Annotated in this window: 13 protein-coding genes; 5 read left to right on the top strand and 8 right to left on the bottom strand. The window is 69.1% G+C overall.

Features of this window, described 5'->3' with window-relative positions:
• A partial coding sequence (locus tag ACT4N3_RS01195; protein WP_444853377.1) for a TonB-dependent receptor plug domain-containing protein occupies nt 1-1,048 on the bottom strand: 1,048 nt, incomplete at its 3' end.
• Between the two features lie 109 nt (nt 1,049-1,157).
• Between ACT4N3_RS01195 and ACT4N3_RS01190 the strand changes: the two genes are divergently transcribed.
• From ACT4N3_RS01190 to ACT4N3_RS01180, 3 genes are all read left to right on the top strand, one after another.
• Nucleotides 1,158-2,975, top strand: coding sequence for an ABC-F family ATP-binding cassette domain-containing protein (locus ACT4N3_RS01190; RefSeq protein WP_444853376.1), 1,818 nt, complete (start codon nt 1,158-1,160; stop codon nt 2,973-2,975).
• A 49-nt stretch (nt 2,976-3,024) separates the two neighbouring features.
• Complete coding sequence (locus ACT4N3_RS01185; RefSeq protein WP_444853375.1) at nt 3,025-5,844, top strand: M16 family metallopeptidase; 2,820 nt, start codon at nt 3,025-3,027, stop codon at nt 5,842-5,844.
• A 207-nt stretch (nt 5,845-6,051) separates the two neighbouring features.
• Nucleotides 6,052-6,441: an Imm50 family immunity protein gene (locus tag ACT4N3_RS01180; protein WP_444853374.1), complete on the top strand. Its 390-nt coding sequence runs from the start codon at nt 6,052-6,054 to the stop codon at nt 6,439-6,441.
• Nucleotides 6,442-6,486: 45 nt separating this feature from the next.
• Here the strand turns inward: ACT4N3_RS01180 and ACT4N3_RS01175 are convergent, their stop codons facing one another.
• The 4 genes from ACT4N3_RS01175 to ACT4N3_RS01160 are packed head-to-tail and all read right to left on the bottom strand — an operon-like array spanning nt 6,487 to nt 13,362.
• Nucleotides 6,487-8,460 (bottom strand): tetratricopeptide repeat protein, encoded by a 1,974-nt coding sequence (locus ACT4N3_RS01175; protein ID WP_444853373.1) that lies wholly within the window; start codon nt 8,458-8,460, stop codon nt 6,487-6,489.
• Between the two features lie 53 nt (nt 8,461-8,513).
• Nucleotides 8,514-9,893 (bottom strand): PEP-CTERM-box response regulator transcription factor, encoded by a 1,380-nt coding sequence (gene prsR, locus ACT4N3_RS01170; protein ID WP_444853372.1) that lies wholly within the window; start codon nt 9,891-9,893, stop codon nt 8,514-8,516.
• Nucleotides 9,890-11,977 carry an XrtA/PEP-CTERM system histidine kinase PrsK gene (prsK, locus tag ACT4N3_RS01165; protein ID WP_444853371.1) on the bottom strand — a complete coding sequence of 696 codons (2,088 nt, stop codon included), beginning with the start codon at nt 11,975-11,977 and terminating at the stop codon, nt 9,890-9,892. The genes prsR and prsK overlap by 4 nt, the downstream gene beginning before the upstream one ends.
• A complete protein-coding gene (locus ACT4N3_RS01160; protein WP_444853370.1) occupies nt 11,974-13,362 on the bottom strand; it encodes a TIGR03013 family XrtA/PEP-CTERM system glycosyltransferase in 1,389 nt (462 codons plus the stop codon). The genes prsK and ACT4N3_RS01160 overlap by 4 nt, the downstream gene beginning before the upstream one ends.
• A gap of 143 nt (nt 13,363-13,505) precedes the next feature.
• Here ACT4N3_RS01160 and ACT4N3_RS01155 point away from each other — a divergent pair, with 143 nt between their 5' ends.
• Nucleotides 13,506-14,513: a histone deacetylase family protein gene (locus tag ACT4N3_RS01155; protein ID WP_444853369.1), complete on the top strand. Its 1,008-nt coding sequence runs from the start codon at nt 13,506-13,508 to the stop codon at nt 14,511-14,513.
• An 8-nt stretch (nt 14,514-14,521) separates the two neighbouring features.
• Here ACT4N3_RS01155 and ACT4N3_RS01150 read toward each other — a convergent pair whose 3' ends face one another.
• Both ACT4N3_RS01150 and ACT4N3_RS01145 read right to left on the bottom strand, forming a co-directional pair.
• Complete coding sequence (locus ACT4N3_RS01150) at nt 14,522-14,803, bottom strand: type II toxin-antitoxin system YafQ family toxin (protein WP_444853368.1); 282 nt, start codon at nt 14,801-14,803, stop codon at nt 14,522-14,524.
• A complete protein-coding gene (locus ACT4N3_RS01145; protein ID WP_444853367.1) occupies nt 14,790-15,053 on the bottom strand; it encodes a type II toxin-antitoxin system RelB/DinJ family antitoxin in 264 nt (87 codons plus the stop codon). Before ACT4N3_RS01145 ends, ACT4N3_RS01150 begins: the two co-directional genes overlap by 14 nt.
• An 88-nt stretch (nt 15,054-15,141) precedes the next feature.
• On the opposite strand from ACT4N3_RS01145, the gene ACT4N3_RS01140 reads away from it, so the two are divergent.
• Nucleotides 15,142-15,585 (top strand): hypothetical protein, encoded by a 444-nt coding sequence (locus ACT4N3_RS01140; RefSeq protein WP_444853366.1) that lies wholly within the window; start codon nt 15,142-15,144, stop codon nt 15,583-15,585.
• Between the two features lie 29 nt (nt 15,586-15,614).
• Here the strand turns inward: ACT4N3_RS01140 and ACT4N3_RS01135 are convergent, their stop codons facing one another.
• Nucleotides 15,615-16,550: an electron transfer flavoprotein subunit alpha/FixB family protein gene (locus ACT4N3_RS01135; RefSeq protein WP_444853365.1), complete on the bottom strand. Its 936-nt coding sequence runs from the start codon at nt 16,548-16,550 to the stop codon at nt 15,615-15,617.
• Between the last annotated feature and the right edge of the window lie 29 nt (nt 16,551-16,579).

Here is a 16,579-nt window from a genome sequence, read left to right as displayed (position 1 = left end):
TGCGGTCCTCGAAGGCGGACTGGCGATTGTCGCTCTCCTGCCAATAGACGGCGGCCTGGGCGAAATCGATCATGCCCTCGCCCTCGTAGCGCCAGTCGAGGCTGACCCGACGGCGCTCGATCGTATCGCGCGCGCGCAGATCGATCACCGCGGTCGCCGGAAGCGGCCCCGCCGCCGGCGGCGGGGTCCGTCCGCTCAGCACGTTGGTCACGACCAGGCTGTCGCCATATTCGCCGGTCAGCCGGATCCGGTGGCCACTGCCGGGCTCGAAGACGATGCGGCCGAACAGCGCATCGGAGCTCGTATCCTGCGGGTTCGGCGCGGTCCGCCGAGCATCGGGCGACTCGTTGGTCCCCTCATTGCCCAGCTCATGGCCGTCGCGGCGGGTATAGCTGACCAGCGCCGACCAGTCCCCCGCGCGGCCGGCGAGAATCGCTGTCTCGGAAAATTCGTCGCTGGCGCTGTCATAGGAGGCGCGGCCGAGAAAGGCGACGTTCCGGCCGCCCTCCAGCAGGTCGGCCGGATCGCTGGTGATGAAGCTGACGACCCCGGCCAGCCCGTCCGAGCCGTAGAGCGCCGAGCCCGGCCCGCGCAGGATTTCGACCGAGCGGACGATACCGAGATCGACGTAGTCGCCGCGGCCAGCCGCCTGGGCGCCGAAGGTGAAGCCGTCCGGCACGCGGATGCCGTCGACCTGGATCAGCACCCGGTTGCCGCCGATGCCGCGAATCCGGAAGCCGGAATTGCCGTCCCGCCCGGCGGTACCGAGCGCGGCGCCGAACCGAGCTGGCGAGCGCGGCACGATGACGCCCGGCTCGAATCGGACCAAGTCGCGCACGTCGGTGCTCAGCTCGTCCGCGATCCGCCGCTCGTCGATCACGGTCACGGTGGCCGGCACGTCCTCGACCTGGGTCGGCGAACGGGTCGCGGTGACGGTGACGGTGACGGTCTGCTCGACCGCGTCGTTGGCGGCGAGCCGCGGTTGCCCCCAGGCGGCGCCGGGCAGGCCGGCGATCGCCGTGCCGAGCATGAGAGCCGCGCGTGTCATATTCCTCCTAAACGCTAATGCGAGTGATTCGCAGCCGCAATAGCGTCTGCCTCAATCGCGTCAAGGATGGGTGACGACGCGCGCCCGGACCGCTAACCGACTCCCCGCCATGGCCGCACCTGTCCTCGCTTATGAAAATCTCGGCCTGATTCAGGGATCGGGCTGGCTGTTCCGCGGGCTCGACCTGTTCGTGGGCGGGCGCGACCGGCTGGCGCTGATCGGGCGCAACGGCGCCGGCAAGACGACCTTGCTCAAATGCCTCGCCGATCTGATCGAGACCGACGAGGGGCGGCGGACGATCCAGCCCGGAACGAAGGTCGTGCTGCTCGAGCAGGATCCCGACCTCGCCCCCTTCGCGACCCTGCGCGACTTCGCGCTGGCTGGCGGCGCGGCGGCGCATGAGATCGACGCGATCGCGACCCAGATCGGCGTCGATCTCGATCGGCCGACCGACACCGCCTCGGGCGGCGAGCGCCGCCGCGCCGCGATTGCGCGCGCGCTGGCGCAGGGCCCCGATGTGCTGCTGCTCGACGAGCCGACCAACCATCTCGACCTTGCCGGGATCGAATGGCTGGAGGACTGGCTGGGACGATTCAACGGCGCATTCATCGTCATCAGTCATGACAGAACCTTCCTCACGCGCCTGACGCGCCAGTCGCTCTGGCTCGATCGCGGGCAGCTGAGGCGGGCCGAGGTCGGCTATGGCGGCTTCGAGGCCTGGACCGACAAGGTCTATGAGGAGGAGGCGCGCAACGCCGAGCGTCTCGACGCGAAGCTGAAGCTCGAGCTGCACTGGCTCCAGCGCGGCGTCACGGCGCGGCGGCGGCGCAACCAGGGGCGGCTCGCCAAGTTGAACGAGATGCGCGCCGCCCGCGCCGCGATGCTCGGGCCGGCGGGCACGGCGAAGCTCGCGCTCCAGACCGACGAAATCCGGTCCAAGATGGTGATCGAGGCGGACCGGGTGACCAAGCGCTTCCCCGGATCGGGGTCCGGGGCAGGCGGCGAGCGGGTCATCGTCCGCGACTTCAGCCTGCGCATCCAGCGCGGCGACCGGATCGGCGTGGTCGGCGCGAACGGCACCGGGAAGACGACTCTGCTGAAGCTGCTCACCGGCGAGATCGCGCCGGATGAAGGCGCTGTGACGCGGGCCAAGACGCTGGCCGGGGTGATGATCGACCAGCAGCGCAAATTGCTCGATCCGGCGAAGCGGGTGCGCGACGTGCTTGCCGAGGGCGGCGACTGGATCGAGGTGCGGGGCGTGAAGAAGCACGTCCAGGGCTATTTGAAGGAGTTCCTGTTCGAGCCGACCCTGATCGACGCGCCGATCGGCAGCCTCTCCGGCGGCGAGCGCTCCCGGCTGCTGCTCGCCCGCGAGTTCGCCCGCGCCTCCAATCTGCTGGTGCTCGACGAGCCGACCAACGATCTCGACCTGGAGACGCTCGACCTGCTGCAGGAGGTGATCGCCGATTATGAAGGCACGGTGCTGATCGTCAGCCACGACCGCGACTTTCTCGACCGGACGGTCACGATCACGCTCGGCCTCGACGGCTCGGGCAAGGTCGATATCGTCGCCGGCGGCTATGAGGATTGGGAGCGGAAGAGGCGGCCGCACGTCCACAACCCCAAGGTCGCCGCGCCGAAGGAAAGGCCCTCCCCTAACCCCTCCCGCGAGCGGGAGGGGAAGAGGAAGCTGACCTACAAGGACCAGCGCGACTACGATCTGCTCCCCGCGCGGATCGACGCGCTGGAGGCGGAGATCGCCCGCGACGAGGATATCATAGCCGATCCGGATCTCTACGCGCGCGATCCGGCCCGCTTCGCGCAGCTGACCGACGCGGTCGCCAAGGCGCGGGCCGAGCGGGACGCGGCCGAGACGCGCTGGCTGGAGCTGGCCGAGATGGCCGAGTTGCTGGCCAATCCCGCTTGACGACGCGCCGCAGCCGCCCCAGCGTCGCTGCCGGGCTCAGGAGAAGATGATGACCAAGACGCTGATCCGCCTGGGCCTTGCCTTGCTTCTGCTTCTGCCGGTCGCGGCGGCCGCGCAGGCGCCGGCCGTGCCGCCGATCCAGTATCAGACCCGCACGCTCGCCAACGGCCTTCGCGTCTATTCGATCGGCGATCCAAGCAGCGCCAACGTCTCGGTCCAGGTCTGGTACGACGTCGGCTCGCGCGACGATCCGCGCGGCCGATCGGGCTTCGCGCACCTGTTCGAGCATATGATGTTCAAATCGACCCGGAACATGGTGCCGGAGCAGTTCGACCGGCTGACCGAGGACGTCGGCGGCTTCAACAACGCCTCGACCAACGACGATTACACCAATTATTTCGAGGTCGTCCCCGCCAACCATCTCGAGCGGCTGCTCTGGGCCGAGGCGGAACGGATGAGCTCGCTGGTGATCGAGCCCGGTTTCTTCAACTCCGAGCGCGACGTGGTGAAGGAGGAGCTCCGCAGCCGGGTGCTGGCCGCGCCTTATGGGCGGCTTTTCTACCTCTATCTGCCGATGATCTCCTACGACCGCGACCCTTATGGCCGGCCGGGCATCGGCAGCATCGAGGACCTCGACGCGGCGACGATCGACGACGTGCGCGCCTTCCACGCGACTTATTATCGCCCCGACAATGCGGTGCTGTTCGTCGCCGGCAATTTCGACGACGCGCAATTGAACGCCTGGGTCGACCGCTATTTCAGCCCGATCGCGCGGCCGGCGACGACCATTCCACGCGTCCGCGTCGAGGAGCCGGACCGGCGCGAGGCGCGGCGCTACACCGTCTATGAGGCCAACACGCCGCTGCCGGCGGTGTTGCTCTCCTACCCCGTCCCGCCCGCCAGCGATCCGGACGCGGCGGCGATGGAGGTCCTCGACGGCGTGCTTTCGACCGGCGAAAGCTCGCGGCTCCACCAGGCCCTCGTCTATCGCGACCGGATCGCGGCGCAGGCCAGTTCGTTCGTCGATGTCCGGCGCGGGCGGGGCAATCTCGCCGTCTTCGCGATCCTCTCGCAGGGCCAGAGCGCCGAGGCCGGCGAAGCGGCGCTGCGGCGCGAGATCGCCCGCTTCCGCGACGAGCCGGTGACCGCGGCCGAGCTGGCCGAGGCGCGGAACGAATTGATCACCAGCGCGCTGAGGGAGCGCGAGACGGTCGAAGGCCGAGCCGAGACCCTGGCCGAGGCGGTGCTGCTCGCCGGGAGCCCAAGCGCCGCCGATGCGCGCCTCGCCCGGATCGCCGCCGTCACCCCGGCCGACATCCAGCGCGTCGCCCGCCGCTGGCTCGCCGAGACGGGCAGCGCCGCCGTCCGCTATTTGCCCGAGGAGGGCCAGAACGGCGCCCGCGAGGACGTGATCGCGACCGCCGCGACGGTCGAGACGGCGCAGCTCGTCACCCCGCCCAACGTCCGCGTCTGGCAGCCGGCGCCGGAGAATGAGCGCGTCCAGCCGCCCGCGCCGGGACCGGAGATCGCGCCCGCGATCCCCGCGCCGAACCGCCAGCGGCTCGCCAACGGCCTCACCGTGATCACCATCACCAACCGGCGCCTGCCGCTCGTCACCGCCGGGCTGGTCGCGCGCGGCGGATCGGCGGCCGACCCGGCCGACCGCGCCGGCACCGCCACCCTGGCCGCCGCGGTGATGACCGAAGGCACGCGGACCCGCAGCGCCTCGCAGATCGACCAGGCGGCCGAGGCGCTCGGCGCGACGCTCGATTCGACCGCCGGCTGGGACGGCGCCTCGCTCGCGCTCACCGTCCGCACCGGCGAGACCGACCGCGCGGTCGCGTTGATCGCCGATATCGCGCGCAACGCCACCCTGGCCGACGAGGAAGTCGAGCGGCAGCGCACCCAGGCCCGCGACGCGTTCCAGGTGGCGATGAGCGATCCGGGACAGGTCGCGCGGCTGGCCGCCGCCCGCGCCCTCTACGGCGCGGCGCCCTACGGCCATCCGGCCGGCGGCACGGCCGCGAGCCTCGCGGCGATCACCCGCGCCGACATCGAGCGCGCTTTTCGCGCGCAGTGGCGGCCGGACAATGCGACCCTGATCCTGACGGGCGACATCGACCCGCAGGCGGCGCGCCGGCTTGCCGAGAGCCATTTCGGCAGCTGGCAGGCGGAAGCGGCGCCATCCCGCTCCGAAGCGCGGGCCGCGCCGCGCGAGGCGCGCAGCGAGGTGATCGTCGTCGACATGCCCGGCGCCGGCCAGGCGGCGGTGGCGGTGGCGCGCGGCACGATCGCGCGGCGCGATCCGGCCTTCTACCGGGCGCTGGTCGCCAATGCGGTGCTGGGCGGCGGCTACAGCGCGCGGCTGAACCAGGAGATCCGGATCCGCCGCGGCCTCTCCTACGGCTCGGGCAGCAGCCTCGACGCGCGCGCCGAGCCGGGGCCGTTCCTCGCCGTCACCCAGACCCGCAACGACGCGGCGGCCGAGGTGCTGGGCCTGATCCTGGCCGAGATGCGGCGGCTGGGCGCGGAGCCGATCCAGCCCGCCGAGCTGGTCGCCCGGCGCGCCTCGCTGACCGGCGATTTCGGCCGCAACGCGGAAACCACGTCGGGCGTGGCGAGCCTGATCGCCTCCTATGTGACGCGCGGCATTGATCCGGCCGAGATCGAGCGCTACATCCCCTCGGTCCTCGCCGTGACCCCGGCCGAGGCGCAGGCGGCGGCCGGCGCGCTGATCGCGCCCGAAGGCGCGACGATGGTGATCGTCGGCCAGGCCGACCAGTTCGTCGAGCGGCTACGCGCGGCGGGGCGGACGGTGACGGTGATTCCGATTGCCAGCCTCAACCTGGACAGCGCGACCTTGCGTTAGCCGAGCCTTGTTCTCCGGCGAAGGCCGGGGTCCAGCGGCGCAAAAAGAAGGACTGGACTCCGGCCTTCGCCGGAGAACAGGGAAGGGCTAACCCCGCCGCGCTTGCTCGAGCCTGCGGCGCATCGCGGCGCCGCTGGCCGGGTGACCGCTTTCGACCCATTGCGGCCCTTGCTTGCGGCCCCCGCCCCCGGCGTTTATCCGGATCGCATGACAGAAGTTGACACCATCCCGGGCTGGAAAACTGTCGTTGATTGGTTTGGTTACCCACCCAACTTCCACGACGCCGAGGTTGTTTCGATCGAGCTTCGGCGCGATCCCGAAGCATCATACGTGCGCGTTCATGCTTGGCGAACGAATAGCGACACCACTGAACAGGGACACTTCCGTCGGGATCGACACGCTCTCGTCACCTACTCACTCAAGGGTATTACTTCCCTCACGTTGAGTGGGTGGAACCACCAGAACGTGCTTTCGGAACTGTGGGTTGATCGGAGCGAGAACGGATATGTTCTCCATCTTCCTGAGATTTACGGGGTGGACGGTGAAGTAGCCGCTGCCGAGATTTCAGTGTCGATCGAGCTATTCGATCCACAATGACGAATGGCAGAAAACCACCCTTAACGGACAGTCGAAGCTTGCCCCCTACCCCCGCCGCGCCTGCTCCAGCCGGCGCCTGATCGCCGCGTCGTTCGGGGCGCCGCGGGCGGCCTGCTCCATCAAAGCCAGCCCGCGGAGCGGATCGCTGCCGCCGCGATAAAGAATCCAGCCCAAAGTATCCGCAGTCGCCGGATTGTCGCGGTCGAGCGCCCAGGCGCGGCGGGCATAAGGCAGCGCCCGATCGAAATCCCCAGTCTCGGCATAGGCCCAGGCGAGGTTGTTGAGGATCGTCGCGTCGTTGTTGCCGATCCGGCGGCGCAGGCCTTCATAGACGGCGATCGCCTCCGCCCATTCCTCGCGCTCCATCATCCGCGCCGCGGCCATGATCTGCGCGGGCACGTTGCGCGGGTTCTGGCGGAGGAACAGCGTCAGCACCCCGTCCGCCGCCGGCACCTGGTTCGAGCGGCGAAGCGCCTCGATCAGCCGGAGCGCCACCGGCTCGGAGAAAGCCAGGTTCGCGGCGCGGCGATATTGCTCCGCCGCGCCGGCGAAATCGCCGCGCGTGCCGAGCGCGTCGCCGACCAGCATATGGACCTCCGGCGCGCCGGGATTGGCGGCCTGCAACTGCCGCGCGCGCGCCAGCGCCTCCTCGCCGAGGCCGCGGGCGAGCAGGGCAGAGATCAGCCGCACCTGCACCGGGCCGTTGCCGGGCTCGGCCATCGCCTGGCGGCGGAGCGCGTCGAAATCCTGCGGGCTCAGCGGATCGAGCGCCGAGCGGGCCGGCGGCGCGGCGGCGCGGGCGAGGAAGGCCGAGGCGCCGGCGGCGTCGTCGCGCGCGGCGAGCGCCCGGCCCATCAGGGTCAGGCTGTAGGAATCGGCGTCGGGCCGGACGGCGAGCGGCGCAATCGCCGCGATCACCCCGGCTGGATCGTCCATCCGCGAACGGGCGGCAGCCAAGAGCCGACGCGCGCGGCGGTTGCCGGGCTGGATCGCGACCAGCCGGGCGAGGCGCTGCGCGGCGCGCTCGACATTGCCCATGCCGAAATCGATCGCGCTTTCGAGCAGCATGCCGGAAGGCCGATCGGCGAAGGCGCCGTTGGTGCGGTTGTAGACGGCGCGGGCCAGTTCGTAATCGCGGGCGCGGGCGGCGAGCACCGCCTGAAGATAGAAGGCCATGTTGCTCACGCCGCCGCTGAGGCGGTGCGCTTCGCGCGCGTCGGCGAGCATGTCCTGCATCCGGCCGAGATCGCCATAAGTGATTGCACGCTCCAGCCGCGCGTCGACATAGCCGGGATCGACCTCCAGCGCCCGATCGAACCAGGGCAAAGCCGCGGCGAGGCCATATTGGCTGCGGGTCAATTCGCCGCGCAGCAGCAAGGCGCGGGCATTGCGCGGGCCGAAGGCGACCGCCTGGTCGACCGCTTGCAGCGCGCCGGCGATATTGCCCTGGTTGCGGCGGAAGATGGCGACGTCGGCGAACACCTCGCTGTCGCGCGGACCCAACGCCATCGCCCGATCGAACATCGCGCCCGCACCGCCGTCGCCGAGCGCCGCCAGCGCGCGGGCGCGGATGCGGGCGCGATAGGCGGCGTCGGCGCCAGTCGGTTCGCCCACTTCGCTCAGGGCGCCGCGCGCATCGCCTTGCAGCAGCCGGGCGTGGGCGAGCAGATGGCGGGTCTCCTCGACGCCGGTTCCGGCCTGACGTGCGCGAACGACCTCCGCCTCCGCCGCCACGCCGTCACCCAGCGCGAGATCGATCCGCGCCTTGAGCAGCCGCGCGGCGGCATTCGCCGGATCGGCCTGGAGCGCGTTCATCAGCTCCACCCGCGCCGCGCGCATGTCCCCCGCCTCGAACGCGGCCCGGCCGCGCTCGAACGCACCCGTGCCGTCCGCGCAGGCGGCGAGGAGGGCCAGAGCCAACACCATCGGAGTCATCCCGGCGAAAGCCGGGACCCATGAACGAAGGCGGTTGAGGGCCAGCGACAACGCTCCAGCGAGCTCGACACCGAGGGTGGTCATGGGTCCCGGCTTTCGCCGGGATGACTCATCATGGGAGGCGTGCGCGGCTGCCTTCACGGCTGCAACCCATATTGCTTCATCAGATCGTAGAGCGTCGGCCGGCTGATCCCGAGCATCTTGGCGGCGCTGGAGATGTTGTTGCCGGCGCTGGCCAGCGCCTTGCGGATCGCGCGCCGGTCGGCCGTCTCGCGGGCGGCCTTGAGGTTGACCGGCAGCTGCTCGTCGGCCGGCGCGGCGAGATCGAGATCCTCGGCGGAAATGAGCTTGCCGTCGGCCATGATGACGGCGCGCTTCATCCGGTTCTCCAGCTCGCGGATGTTGCCCGGCCAGCGCCAGTTCTCGATCGCGGCCAGCGCGCCCGGCGCGAAGCCGGTCACCTTCGGGTTCATCTCGCGCGCGAAGCGGGCGAGGAAATGCTTGGCCACCAACGCAGCGTCGCCCGGCCGTTCGGCCAGGGTCGGAATGCGGACGACGATCTCGGCGATCCGGTAATAGAGATCCTCGCGGAACTGGCCGTCGGCGATCATCGCCTCCAGATTCTGGTGCGTCGCGCAGACGATCCGCGTGTCGACGGGAATCGGGCGGCGGCCGCCGATCCGCTCGATCACCCGCTCCTGCAGGAAGCGGAGCAGCTTGACCTGCAAGGGGAGCGGGATATCGCCGACCTCGTCGAGGAACAACGTGCCGCCCTCGGCCAGCTCGATCTTGCCTTCGGTCGTCTTGATCGCGCCCGTGAACGCGCCCTTTTCATAGCCGAACAATTCGGCCTCCAGCAGGCTCTCGGGGATCGCCGCGCAGTTGATCGCGACGAAGCCGCTGCCGCGCCGGCGGCTCGACTGGTGCAGGCCGCGGGCGAGCAATTCCTTGCCGGTACCGCTGGCGCCGAGCAGCAGCACCGAAACGTCGGCGTCGGCGACCCGCTCGATCGTCCGCGCGACCTTCGCCATTTCCGGTGAGGCGGTGACCATCGCGCCAAGCACGGTCTTGTCGGCGCCGACCTCGCTGGCGAGGCGGCGATTCTCGGCCTCGATCTCATGCAGCTGGAAGGCGCGGCGGACGATCAGACCGAGCTGATCGATGTCGACCGGCTTGGCGTAGAAATCATAGGCGCCCGCAGCAATGGCCTTGAGCGCGCTCTCCCGCGCGCCGTGACCGGAGGCGACGATGATCTTGGTGTCAGGCTTCAGCGCCAGGATCGCCTCCAGCGCCGCGAACCCCTCGGTGACGCCATCGGGATCGGGCGGCAGGCCGAGATCGAGCGTCACCACCGCCGGCTCGGCGGCGCGGACGATGTCGATCGCCGCCTGCCGATCCGAGGCGGTGATCACCTGATAATCGTCATAGGCCCATTTGAGCTGGCGCTGCAGACCCTCGTCATCCTCGACGATCAGCAGCACCGGCTTGAGCTTGTCATGGTTCAGGGGAGCATTCATGCGCGGATCCGTTCGCTGGTCGCCGCCACGCGCTCAAAGGCGCCCGGCAGATAGATGGTGAAGCAGGTGCCGCGGCCCGGCGCGCTTTCGACCTCGACGCGACCGCCCATGCCGAGGATCAGCGCCCGCGCCTCATGGGCGCCGATGCCGAAACCCTCTTCCTTGGTCGAGACGAAGGGCTGGAACAGCCGGGTGGCAACGAAATCGCCGGACATGCCGCAGCCGGTATCGACGATCTCGATCGCGACATCGCCGCCGCTCTCGAAATAGTTGATGCCGACCGGCGCGTCCGCCGGGCTGGCGTCGATGCCGTTCTGGACGAGATGCCCGATCGCCTCTTCGAGCGCGTCGGGATCGGCATGAGCGACGAGGTCCGCATCGCCCGTGACCAGCACCGGCCGCATCCGGCCCTTGGCCGCCGCCACCGCCGCCAGCACCGGCGCCAGCGCCGTCTCGCGCGGGCTTTCGGCCAAGCGGGGGGCGCCCGGCGAGAGGCGGGCGAGCAGCGCGTTCATCTTGGTCACCGAGCCCTGCAAAGTCGCGATCATGTCGGCGCGGAACTCGGGATTGTCGGCATGCCGCTCGGCGTTGCGCGACACGAGGCTCAGCTGGCTGACCAGATTCTTGATGTCGTGGAGGATGAAGGCGAAGCGGCGGTTGAACTCGTCGAACCGGCGCGCATCGGCGAGCGCCTGCTGACCGCGCGCCTCGGCGAGATAGGAGGCGGCCTGCACGCCGACGGTGCGGAAGAGATCGAGATCCTCCCAATCGAGCCGGCGGCGGAAGGCGGGATGCTCAAGCACGACCAGGCCGAGCAGCCGGCCGGCATGGATCAGCGGCACGCCCGCCCAGGCTTCGTCGAGGCGGACAAGCCAGTCCGGCACCGGGACGCGCGCCTCGCCGACGGTGAGCACGCCGTCGCGCAATTGCTCGAAATCGAGGACGTAGCGATGCTCGCGCACGAAACGCAGCAGCGCATCGGCCCCGTCGGCGGAGGGCGGCAGCGTCGCTGTCGCGTTCCAGCGCGCGGTCGGGCTCAGCCGATCGTGATCGTCGACCAGCAGCAGCAGCCCGCCCGGCGCCTCGGCGATATCGGCCAGGCCCTTGATGACGCGCTCCTCAAGCGGCGCGCCGTCGCTTTGCTCCCGCCCAACCGTGTCGGTGAAGCGGGCCCATTCGCGGCGGTAGTCGTAGCGGTGCTCGAAGACATGCTTGGCGACGAACACCCGCGCCCGCGACCGCGCCCTGGCCGACGTCATGACGAGGATCGCGACAGCCGTGACGGCGGCGATGAGCGCGAGCTCCGCCGCCCGGCCCATGTCGCCGCCGATCATGCCGGCGACCCAGGAGGCCGACATCATCGCGGCGAAATAGAGCAGGATCGCGAACAGCGAGACCGACTGAAAGGTCGCCGCGCGCGACAGGCGGAAGCGCCAGTTGGGCGCGCCGCGCAGGCCGAAAGCGAACAAGGGCGCGAGCATCACCAGCGCCGGCCCGCGTAGCAGGACGAGGTCGCCGCCCAGACCGGGCGACATATAGCCGACCGTGTAGAGGTGGAGATCGAACGCCCACATCGCGGCGAGCGCGATCGTCGGCAGGCGCAGCATCGCGCGCGACCTGGGATCGGCCTGGCCGTAGAGATTGTGGACGAGGATCAGCGCGCCGGCGGCGATGGTGAGGCCGAGCAGCTGGCTCGCCGAATGAAGTGCTTCGAAGGCCAGCGGCAAATGCCGGAATTGGTCGGTGACGCCGCCCACGGCGATCTGGACGCCGATCGCTCCCGCGACCGCCGCGTAGACGGCTTTCACCGCCTTCTGCCGGTCGTCCTCGCCGGCCTCCTTGAGCAGGCCGTGCATGAAGGCCAAGAAGGCGAGGTTGCGGGCGCTCTCGGCGAAGCGGGTCGCGATCGCGTCCGGATCGAGGAAAGCGAGAAAGATCGCCCACAGGCTGACCGCCGCGAAAGCCGCGACGAGCGGCCGGTGGCGCGGCTCGTCCGCCCAGCGGCGCAGCTGTTGAATTGCCAGCGCGCCGAACAGGGCGGCGGCGAGCAGGTGGCTTCCGAGGATGATCAGATCGCCGATCATCGCGCGCCCTCCGGCCAGATCACGACCCGGGCGGTCTGGAGCAGGATCAGCAGATCGAGGAACGGCGTGTAATTCTTCGCGTAATAGAGATCGAACTCCAGCTTCTCGCGCGCATCCGCGATCGAGGCGCCATAGGGATAGTTGATCTGCGCCCAGCCGGTGATCCCGGGCTTCACGACATGGCGCTCGCCATAATAAGGCAGCCGCTCCTCGAGATCGGCGACGAATTGCGGCCGCTCCGGGCGCGGGCCGACGAAGCTCATCTCACCCTTCAGCACGCTCCACACCTGCGGCAGCTCGTCGATCCGGGTCTGGCGGATGAAGCGGCCGACCCGGGTGACGCGGGGATCGTCCTTCTGCGCCCACACCGCCTTGCCGCCGACCTCGGCATCGGTGCGCATCGAGCGCAATTTGATCACGTCGAACGTCTCGCCATAGAGGCCGACGCGGCGCTGGCGGTAGAAGACCGGTCCCTTGCTTTCGAGCTTCACCGCGATGCCGGCGATGAGGATCAGCGGCGCGAACAGCACGAGGCCGGCCAGGCTGGCCATGACGTCGAACAGCCGTTTGCCCCAGGAGGAGAGCCGTCGGCCGGCCGAGAAGCCGTCCGAGAAGATCAGCCAGGAGGGATTGAGGCTGTCGAGATCGACCCGGCCCGTCTCGCTCTCCAGGAAGCTGGAGAAATCGTGGACCTCGACACCGGTCGTCTTGATCCGCAGCAGATCGTTGAGCGGCAGCGCATTGCGCCGTTCCTCGAGCGCCAGCACGACCTCGGTCGCGCGGAGCGCGAGGAGATGATCGGGCAGGCTGGCGATGTCGACGCGGTTGACCGACCCGGTCACCGCCGCGGGGCCATCGTTCATCGCGACGAAGCCGACCACGGCGACGCTCGCGCCCGGCTTATGGGTCAACGCCTCGATCCGCGCCGCGCGCGGACCGGCGCCGAGGACGAGCAGGCGGCGGCGGAAACGCTCGCCGCTGAGCACGTCGCGCAGCAAGCCGCGCACGGCGACCATCGCGACGAGCGCGATCCAGGTCGCGTAGAGCAGGCTGGAGCGCCAGAAGGCGACCGGCGGGAAGATGAAGAAGAGCAGCGACAAGCCAATGATGCCGAGCGCCATCGCCGCGACCAGGCGGGCGGTGGCGAAGCGCACCGAATGGAGCGCCTCGACGCCATAGACGCCGACCGCGACCATCGCCGCCTGCACCGCGCCGGCGAAGGCCAGCATGTTCGGCAGCCGTTCCGCGGTGGCCCCGCCGTCCACCCCGACCTGCCAGAGCCGGATCAGCCAGCCCGCCTCGGCGGCGAGCAGCAGCAAGGCGAAGTCGATCGCGCCGAGAATCAGCACCGCATAAGGCACATAATGCTTGAACAGGCGGATCACGGGCGTGCGTCCTCGGCCGGGAGAGCGAGTGTAAGGCGGTCCGACATGAGCACAGTGTCGGAGAAATTGACAAAGAAAGGGTGAAGGCGGCGTTAGCCTGTCACCGATTGCCGGCGCGGCAGGCCCGACGCTAAGGGCGGCGAATGCGCGCCTTCTTCGATCCCCGCCAGCTCGCCCACGCCCCGCAGATGGAGCTGCACAATGGCGGCTTCGTCCCTTTCGCCGAGACGCCGGCGCGGGCGGAGGCGATCCTCGCCGCGATCGGGCCGGCGGAGCCGGCGATCGACCACGGCGAGGGGCCGCTGCGGGCGGTGCATAAGGAGGACTATCTCGCCTTCCTCTGGGCGGCGCACAAGGACTGGCGGGCGGCGGGGCGCGAGGGCGACGCGGCGGGCTATGCCTGGCCGGTGGTGCGCCGCCGGCCGCTCAAGCTCGACCGGGTCGACGCGCGGCTCGGCCAGCACAGCTTCGACGCTTCCTCGCCGATCGCGGCGGGGACATGGGAGGGCGCCTATTGGAGCGGGCAGACGGCGCTCAGCGCGCTCGACGCGGTGCTGGCCGGTGAGAAGAGCGCCTTTGCGGCCTGCCGCCCGCCCGGCCATCATGCCGGGGCCGACTATCTCGGCGGCTATTGTTATCTCAACAACGCCGCCATCGCCGCGCAGGCGGCCATCGACGCCGGCCGACGCAAGGTGGCGATCCTCGACGTGGACTATCATCACGGCAACGGCACGCAGGACATCTTCTACGCCCGCGGCGACGTGCTGTTCGTCTCGATCCACGCCGATCCGGTGATGGATTATCCCTATTTCTGGGGCCATGCCGACGAGACCGGCGAGGGCGACGGCGAAGGCGCGACCCTCAACCTGCCGCTGCCCCGCGGCACCGATCTCGCCGCCTACCTGCCAGCGCTGGAGACGGCACTGGACCGGGTCGCGGCCTTCGCGCCGGAGCTGCTGATCGTCTCCTACGGCGCGGATACGTTCGCTGGCGACCCGATCTCGCACTTCCGGCTGGACACGACCGACTATGCGGTGCTCGCGCAGCAGATCGCCGGGCTCGGCCTGCCGACCCTGGTCGTGATGGAAGGCGGTTATGCGGTCCCCGCACTCGGCGCTAACGTCGCGAGCTTTCTCTCCGGGATTCAATGAAGCGGAAGCTACCAGCCGAGTTCGGAGTGGGAGCCAAGCCGGACCAATTGCAACGTTTTCTCGTCTGGCTTGCGATAGATGAGCACGAGGTCGGGCCTCACATGGCAGTCCCGATGGTCCTTCCACTCGCCGGCGAGCGCATGGTCGCGATGTCTTTCTTCCAGTGGCTGGTCAGTGGCCAGCGCCTGGAGGAGCGTGACGAACTCGGCCGCCAGGGTCTTCCGGTGACGGCCCTTGCTCTCCCGCTTCCAGTCACGCTTGAACTGGCCGGTTCGCTCAATCGCCCGCATCGAGATCGGCCATCAGCGCCCCGACGCTGTCGAACCGCTTGAGCTTCCCGGCGCGGGCCTCTTTCATTGCGGCCACGGTCTTCGCATTCGGCTTCAACGGGTCGAACGGAAGCGCCTTGTCATGGGCCACCCGTATCAGCATCAACCGCACGGCATCAGATAGGGTAAGACCCATGGTGGCGAGGACGGCGGCCGCCTCTTCCTTCACGGTCCCCTCGATGCGAGTTTGAACGAGTGCATTGCTAGCCATGCATGACATTGTAATGCACGTGGCCTCACCAGACCACGTATTGCGCTCAACTCCTTTTACTACTATCCAGTAGTTATAGGAGATCGATATGCGCACCGTAGAGATCGATTTTGACGTCCATAGGATGATTGAGAATGAACGCCGCGGCTTCGACGAACCCCCGAACACAGCCTTGCGCAGATTGTTGAACCTACCCGAAGCGATCGCCGCACCCGAATTGACCGCCACGACAAACAGCCAACGCCCCTGGCGCGAGGGACTCGTGGAAATTCCTCATGGGGCGAAGGCTCGGATGAAGTACCAGCGTGGCCGACAAATCTTCGAAGGTATGTTCCTGGACGGTCACCTCGTCGTCGACGGCCGAGAATATTCGACCTTATCCTCAGCCGCGAGCGCGCTTGCGCGAACCAGGGACGGGAGCGTTCCCAGCCTAAACGGATGGCTCTATTGGGAGGCCATGCTGCCAGGCGAAAATCACTGGCGTCGCCTTCGCGATTTGCGAGATGAAGCAATGCGCCGCTCGCGGGCTTAGTTCAGTCACGCTCGAAGCCGGACGTTTCCCTACAGCTTCTCGGTCAGCTCGGGCACGATCTTGAACAGGTCGCCGACCAGGCCGACGTCGGCGACCTGGAAGATCGGCGCGTCCTCGTCCTTGTTGATCGCGACGATCGTCTTCGAATCCTTCATGCCGGCGAGGTGCTGGATCGCGCCGGAAATGCCGATCGCGATATAGACCTCTGGCGCGACGATCTTGCCGGTCTGGCCGACCTGATAGTCGTTCGGCGCATAGCCGGCGTCGACCGCGGCCCGGCTCGCGCCGACGCCCGCCTTGAGCTTGTCGGCGAGCGGATCGAGCAGGCCGTGGAATTGCTCGTTCGAGCCAAAGGCGCGGCCGCCCGAGACGATCACCTTGGCACTGGTCAGCTCCGGCCGCTCCGACTTGCTGAGCTCGGCGCCGACGAAGGACGAGATGCCCTTGTCACCCTCGCCCGAAACCGGCTCGACGGCGCCCGCGCCACCTTCCCGCGCCGCCTTCTCGAAGGCGGTGCCGCGGACGGTGAGCACCTTCTTGGCATCGGACGACTTCACGGTCGCGATCGCATTGCCGGCATAGATCGGCCGGGTGAAGGTGTCGGCGCTCTCGACCGAGAGGATGTCGCTGACCTGCATCACGTCGAGCAAGGCGGCGACGCGCGGCGCGATGTTCTTGCCGGTCGTGGTCGCCGGGGCGACGAAATAGTCGCAATGGTCGCGCATCAGCGCGGCGGCGACCGGCGCGACATTCTCGGCGAGGTTGTGGGCATAAGCCGCGTCGTCGGCGACATGGACCCTGGCGACGCCGGCGATCCTGGCGGCGGCCTCCCCGACCGCGCCGACGCCCTGGCCGACGACCAGCGCGTGGACCTCGCCCAGCTGCGCCGCGGCGGTGACGGTGGCGAGGGTGGCGTCCTTGATCTGGCCGCCCTCATGCTCGACGAGAACCAAAGCGACGCTCATGCCACCACTCCCAAAGCCTTGAGTTTGCC

The sequence above is a fragment of the Sphingosinicella sp. genome (genome assembly GCF_052388015.1).
Lineage (GTDB): Bacteria > Pseudomonadota > Alphaproteobacteria > Sphingomonadales > Sphingomonadaceae > Allosphingosinicella.
This window is presented reverse-complemented; position numbering and strand designations above follow the sequence as displayed.

Excerpts from the sequence above, each read along its gene's own strand:
- ACT4N3_RS01190 (WP_444853376.1), top strand. The coding sequence starts at position 1,158 with ATGGCCGCACCTGTCCTCGCTTATGAAAATCTCGGCCTGATTCAGGGA.
- ACT4N3_RS01185 (WP_444853375.1), top strand. The coding sequence starts at position 3,025 with ATGACCAAGACGCTGATCCGCCTGGGCCTTGCCTTGCTTCTGCTTCTG.
- ACT4N3_RS01180 (WP_444853374.1), top strand. The coding sequence starts at position 6,052 with ATGACAGAAGTTGACACCATCCCGGGCTGGAAAACTGTCGTTGATTGG.
- ACT4N3_RS01175 (WP_444853373.1), bottom strand. The coding sequence starts at position 8,460 with ATGACCACCCTCGGTGTCGAGCTCGCTGGAGCGTTGTCGCTGGCCCTC.
- prsR (WP_444853372.1), bottom strand. The coding sequence starts at position 9,893 with ATGAATGCTCCCCTGAACCATGACAAGCTCAAGCCGGTGCTGCTGATC.
- prsK (WP_444853371.1), bottom strand. The coding sequence starts at position 11,977 with ATGATCGGCGATCTGATCATCCTCGGAAGCCACCTGCTCGCCGCCGCC.
- ACT4N3_RS01155 (WP_444853369.1), top strand. The coding sequence starts at position 13,506 with ATGCGCGCCTTCTTCGATCCCCGCCAGCTCGCCCACGCCCCGCAGATG.
- ACT4N3_RS01150 (WP_444853368.1), bottom strand. The coding sequence starts at position 14,803 with ATGCGGGCGATTGAGCGAACCGGCCAGTTCAAGCGTGACTGGAAGCGG.
- ACT4N3_RS01145 (WP_444853367.1), bottom strand. The coding sequence starts at position 15,053 with ATGGCTAGCAATGCACTCGTTCAAACTCGCATCGAGGGGACCGTGAAG.
- ACT4N3_RS01140 (WP_444853366.1), top strand. The coding sequence starts at position 15,142 with ATGCGCACCGTAGAGATCGATTTTGACGTCCATAGGATGATTGAGAAT.
- ACT4N3_RS01135 (WP_444853365.1), bottom strand. The coding sequence starts at position 16,550 with ATGAGCGTCGCTTTGGTTCTCGTCGAGCATGAGGGCGGCCAGATCAAG.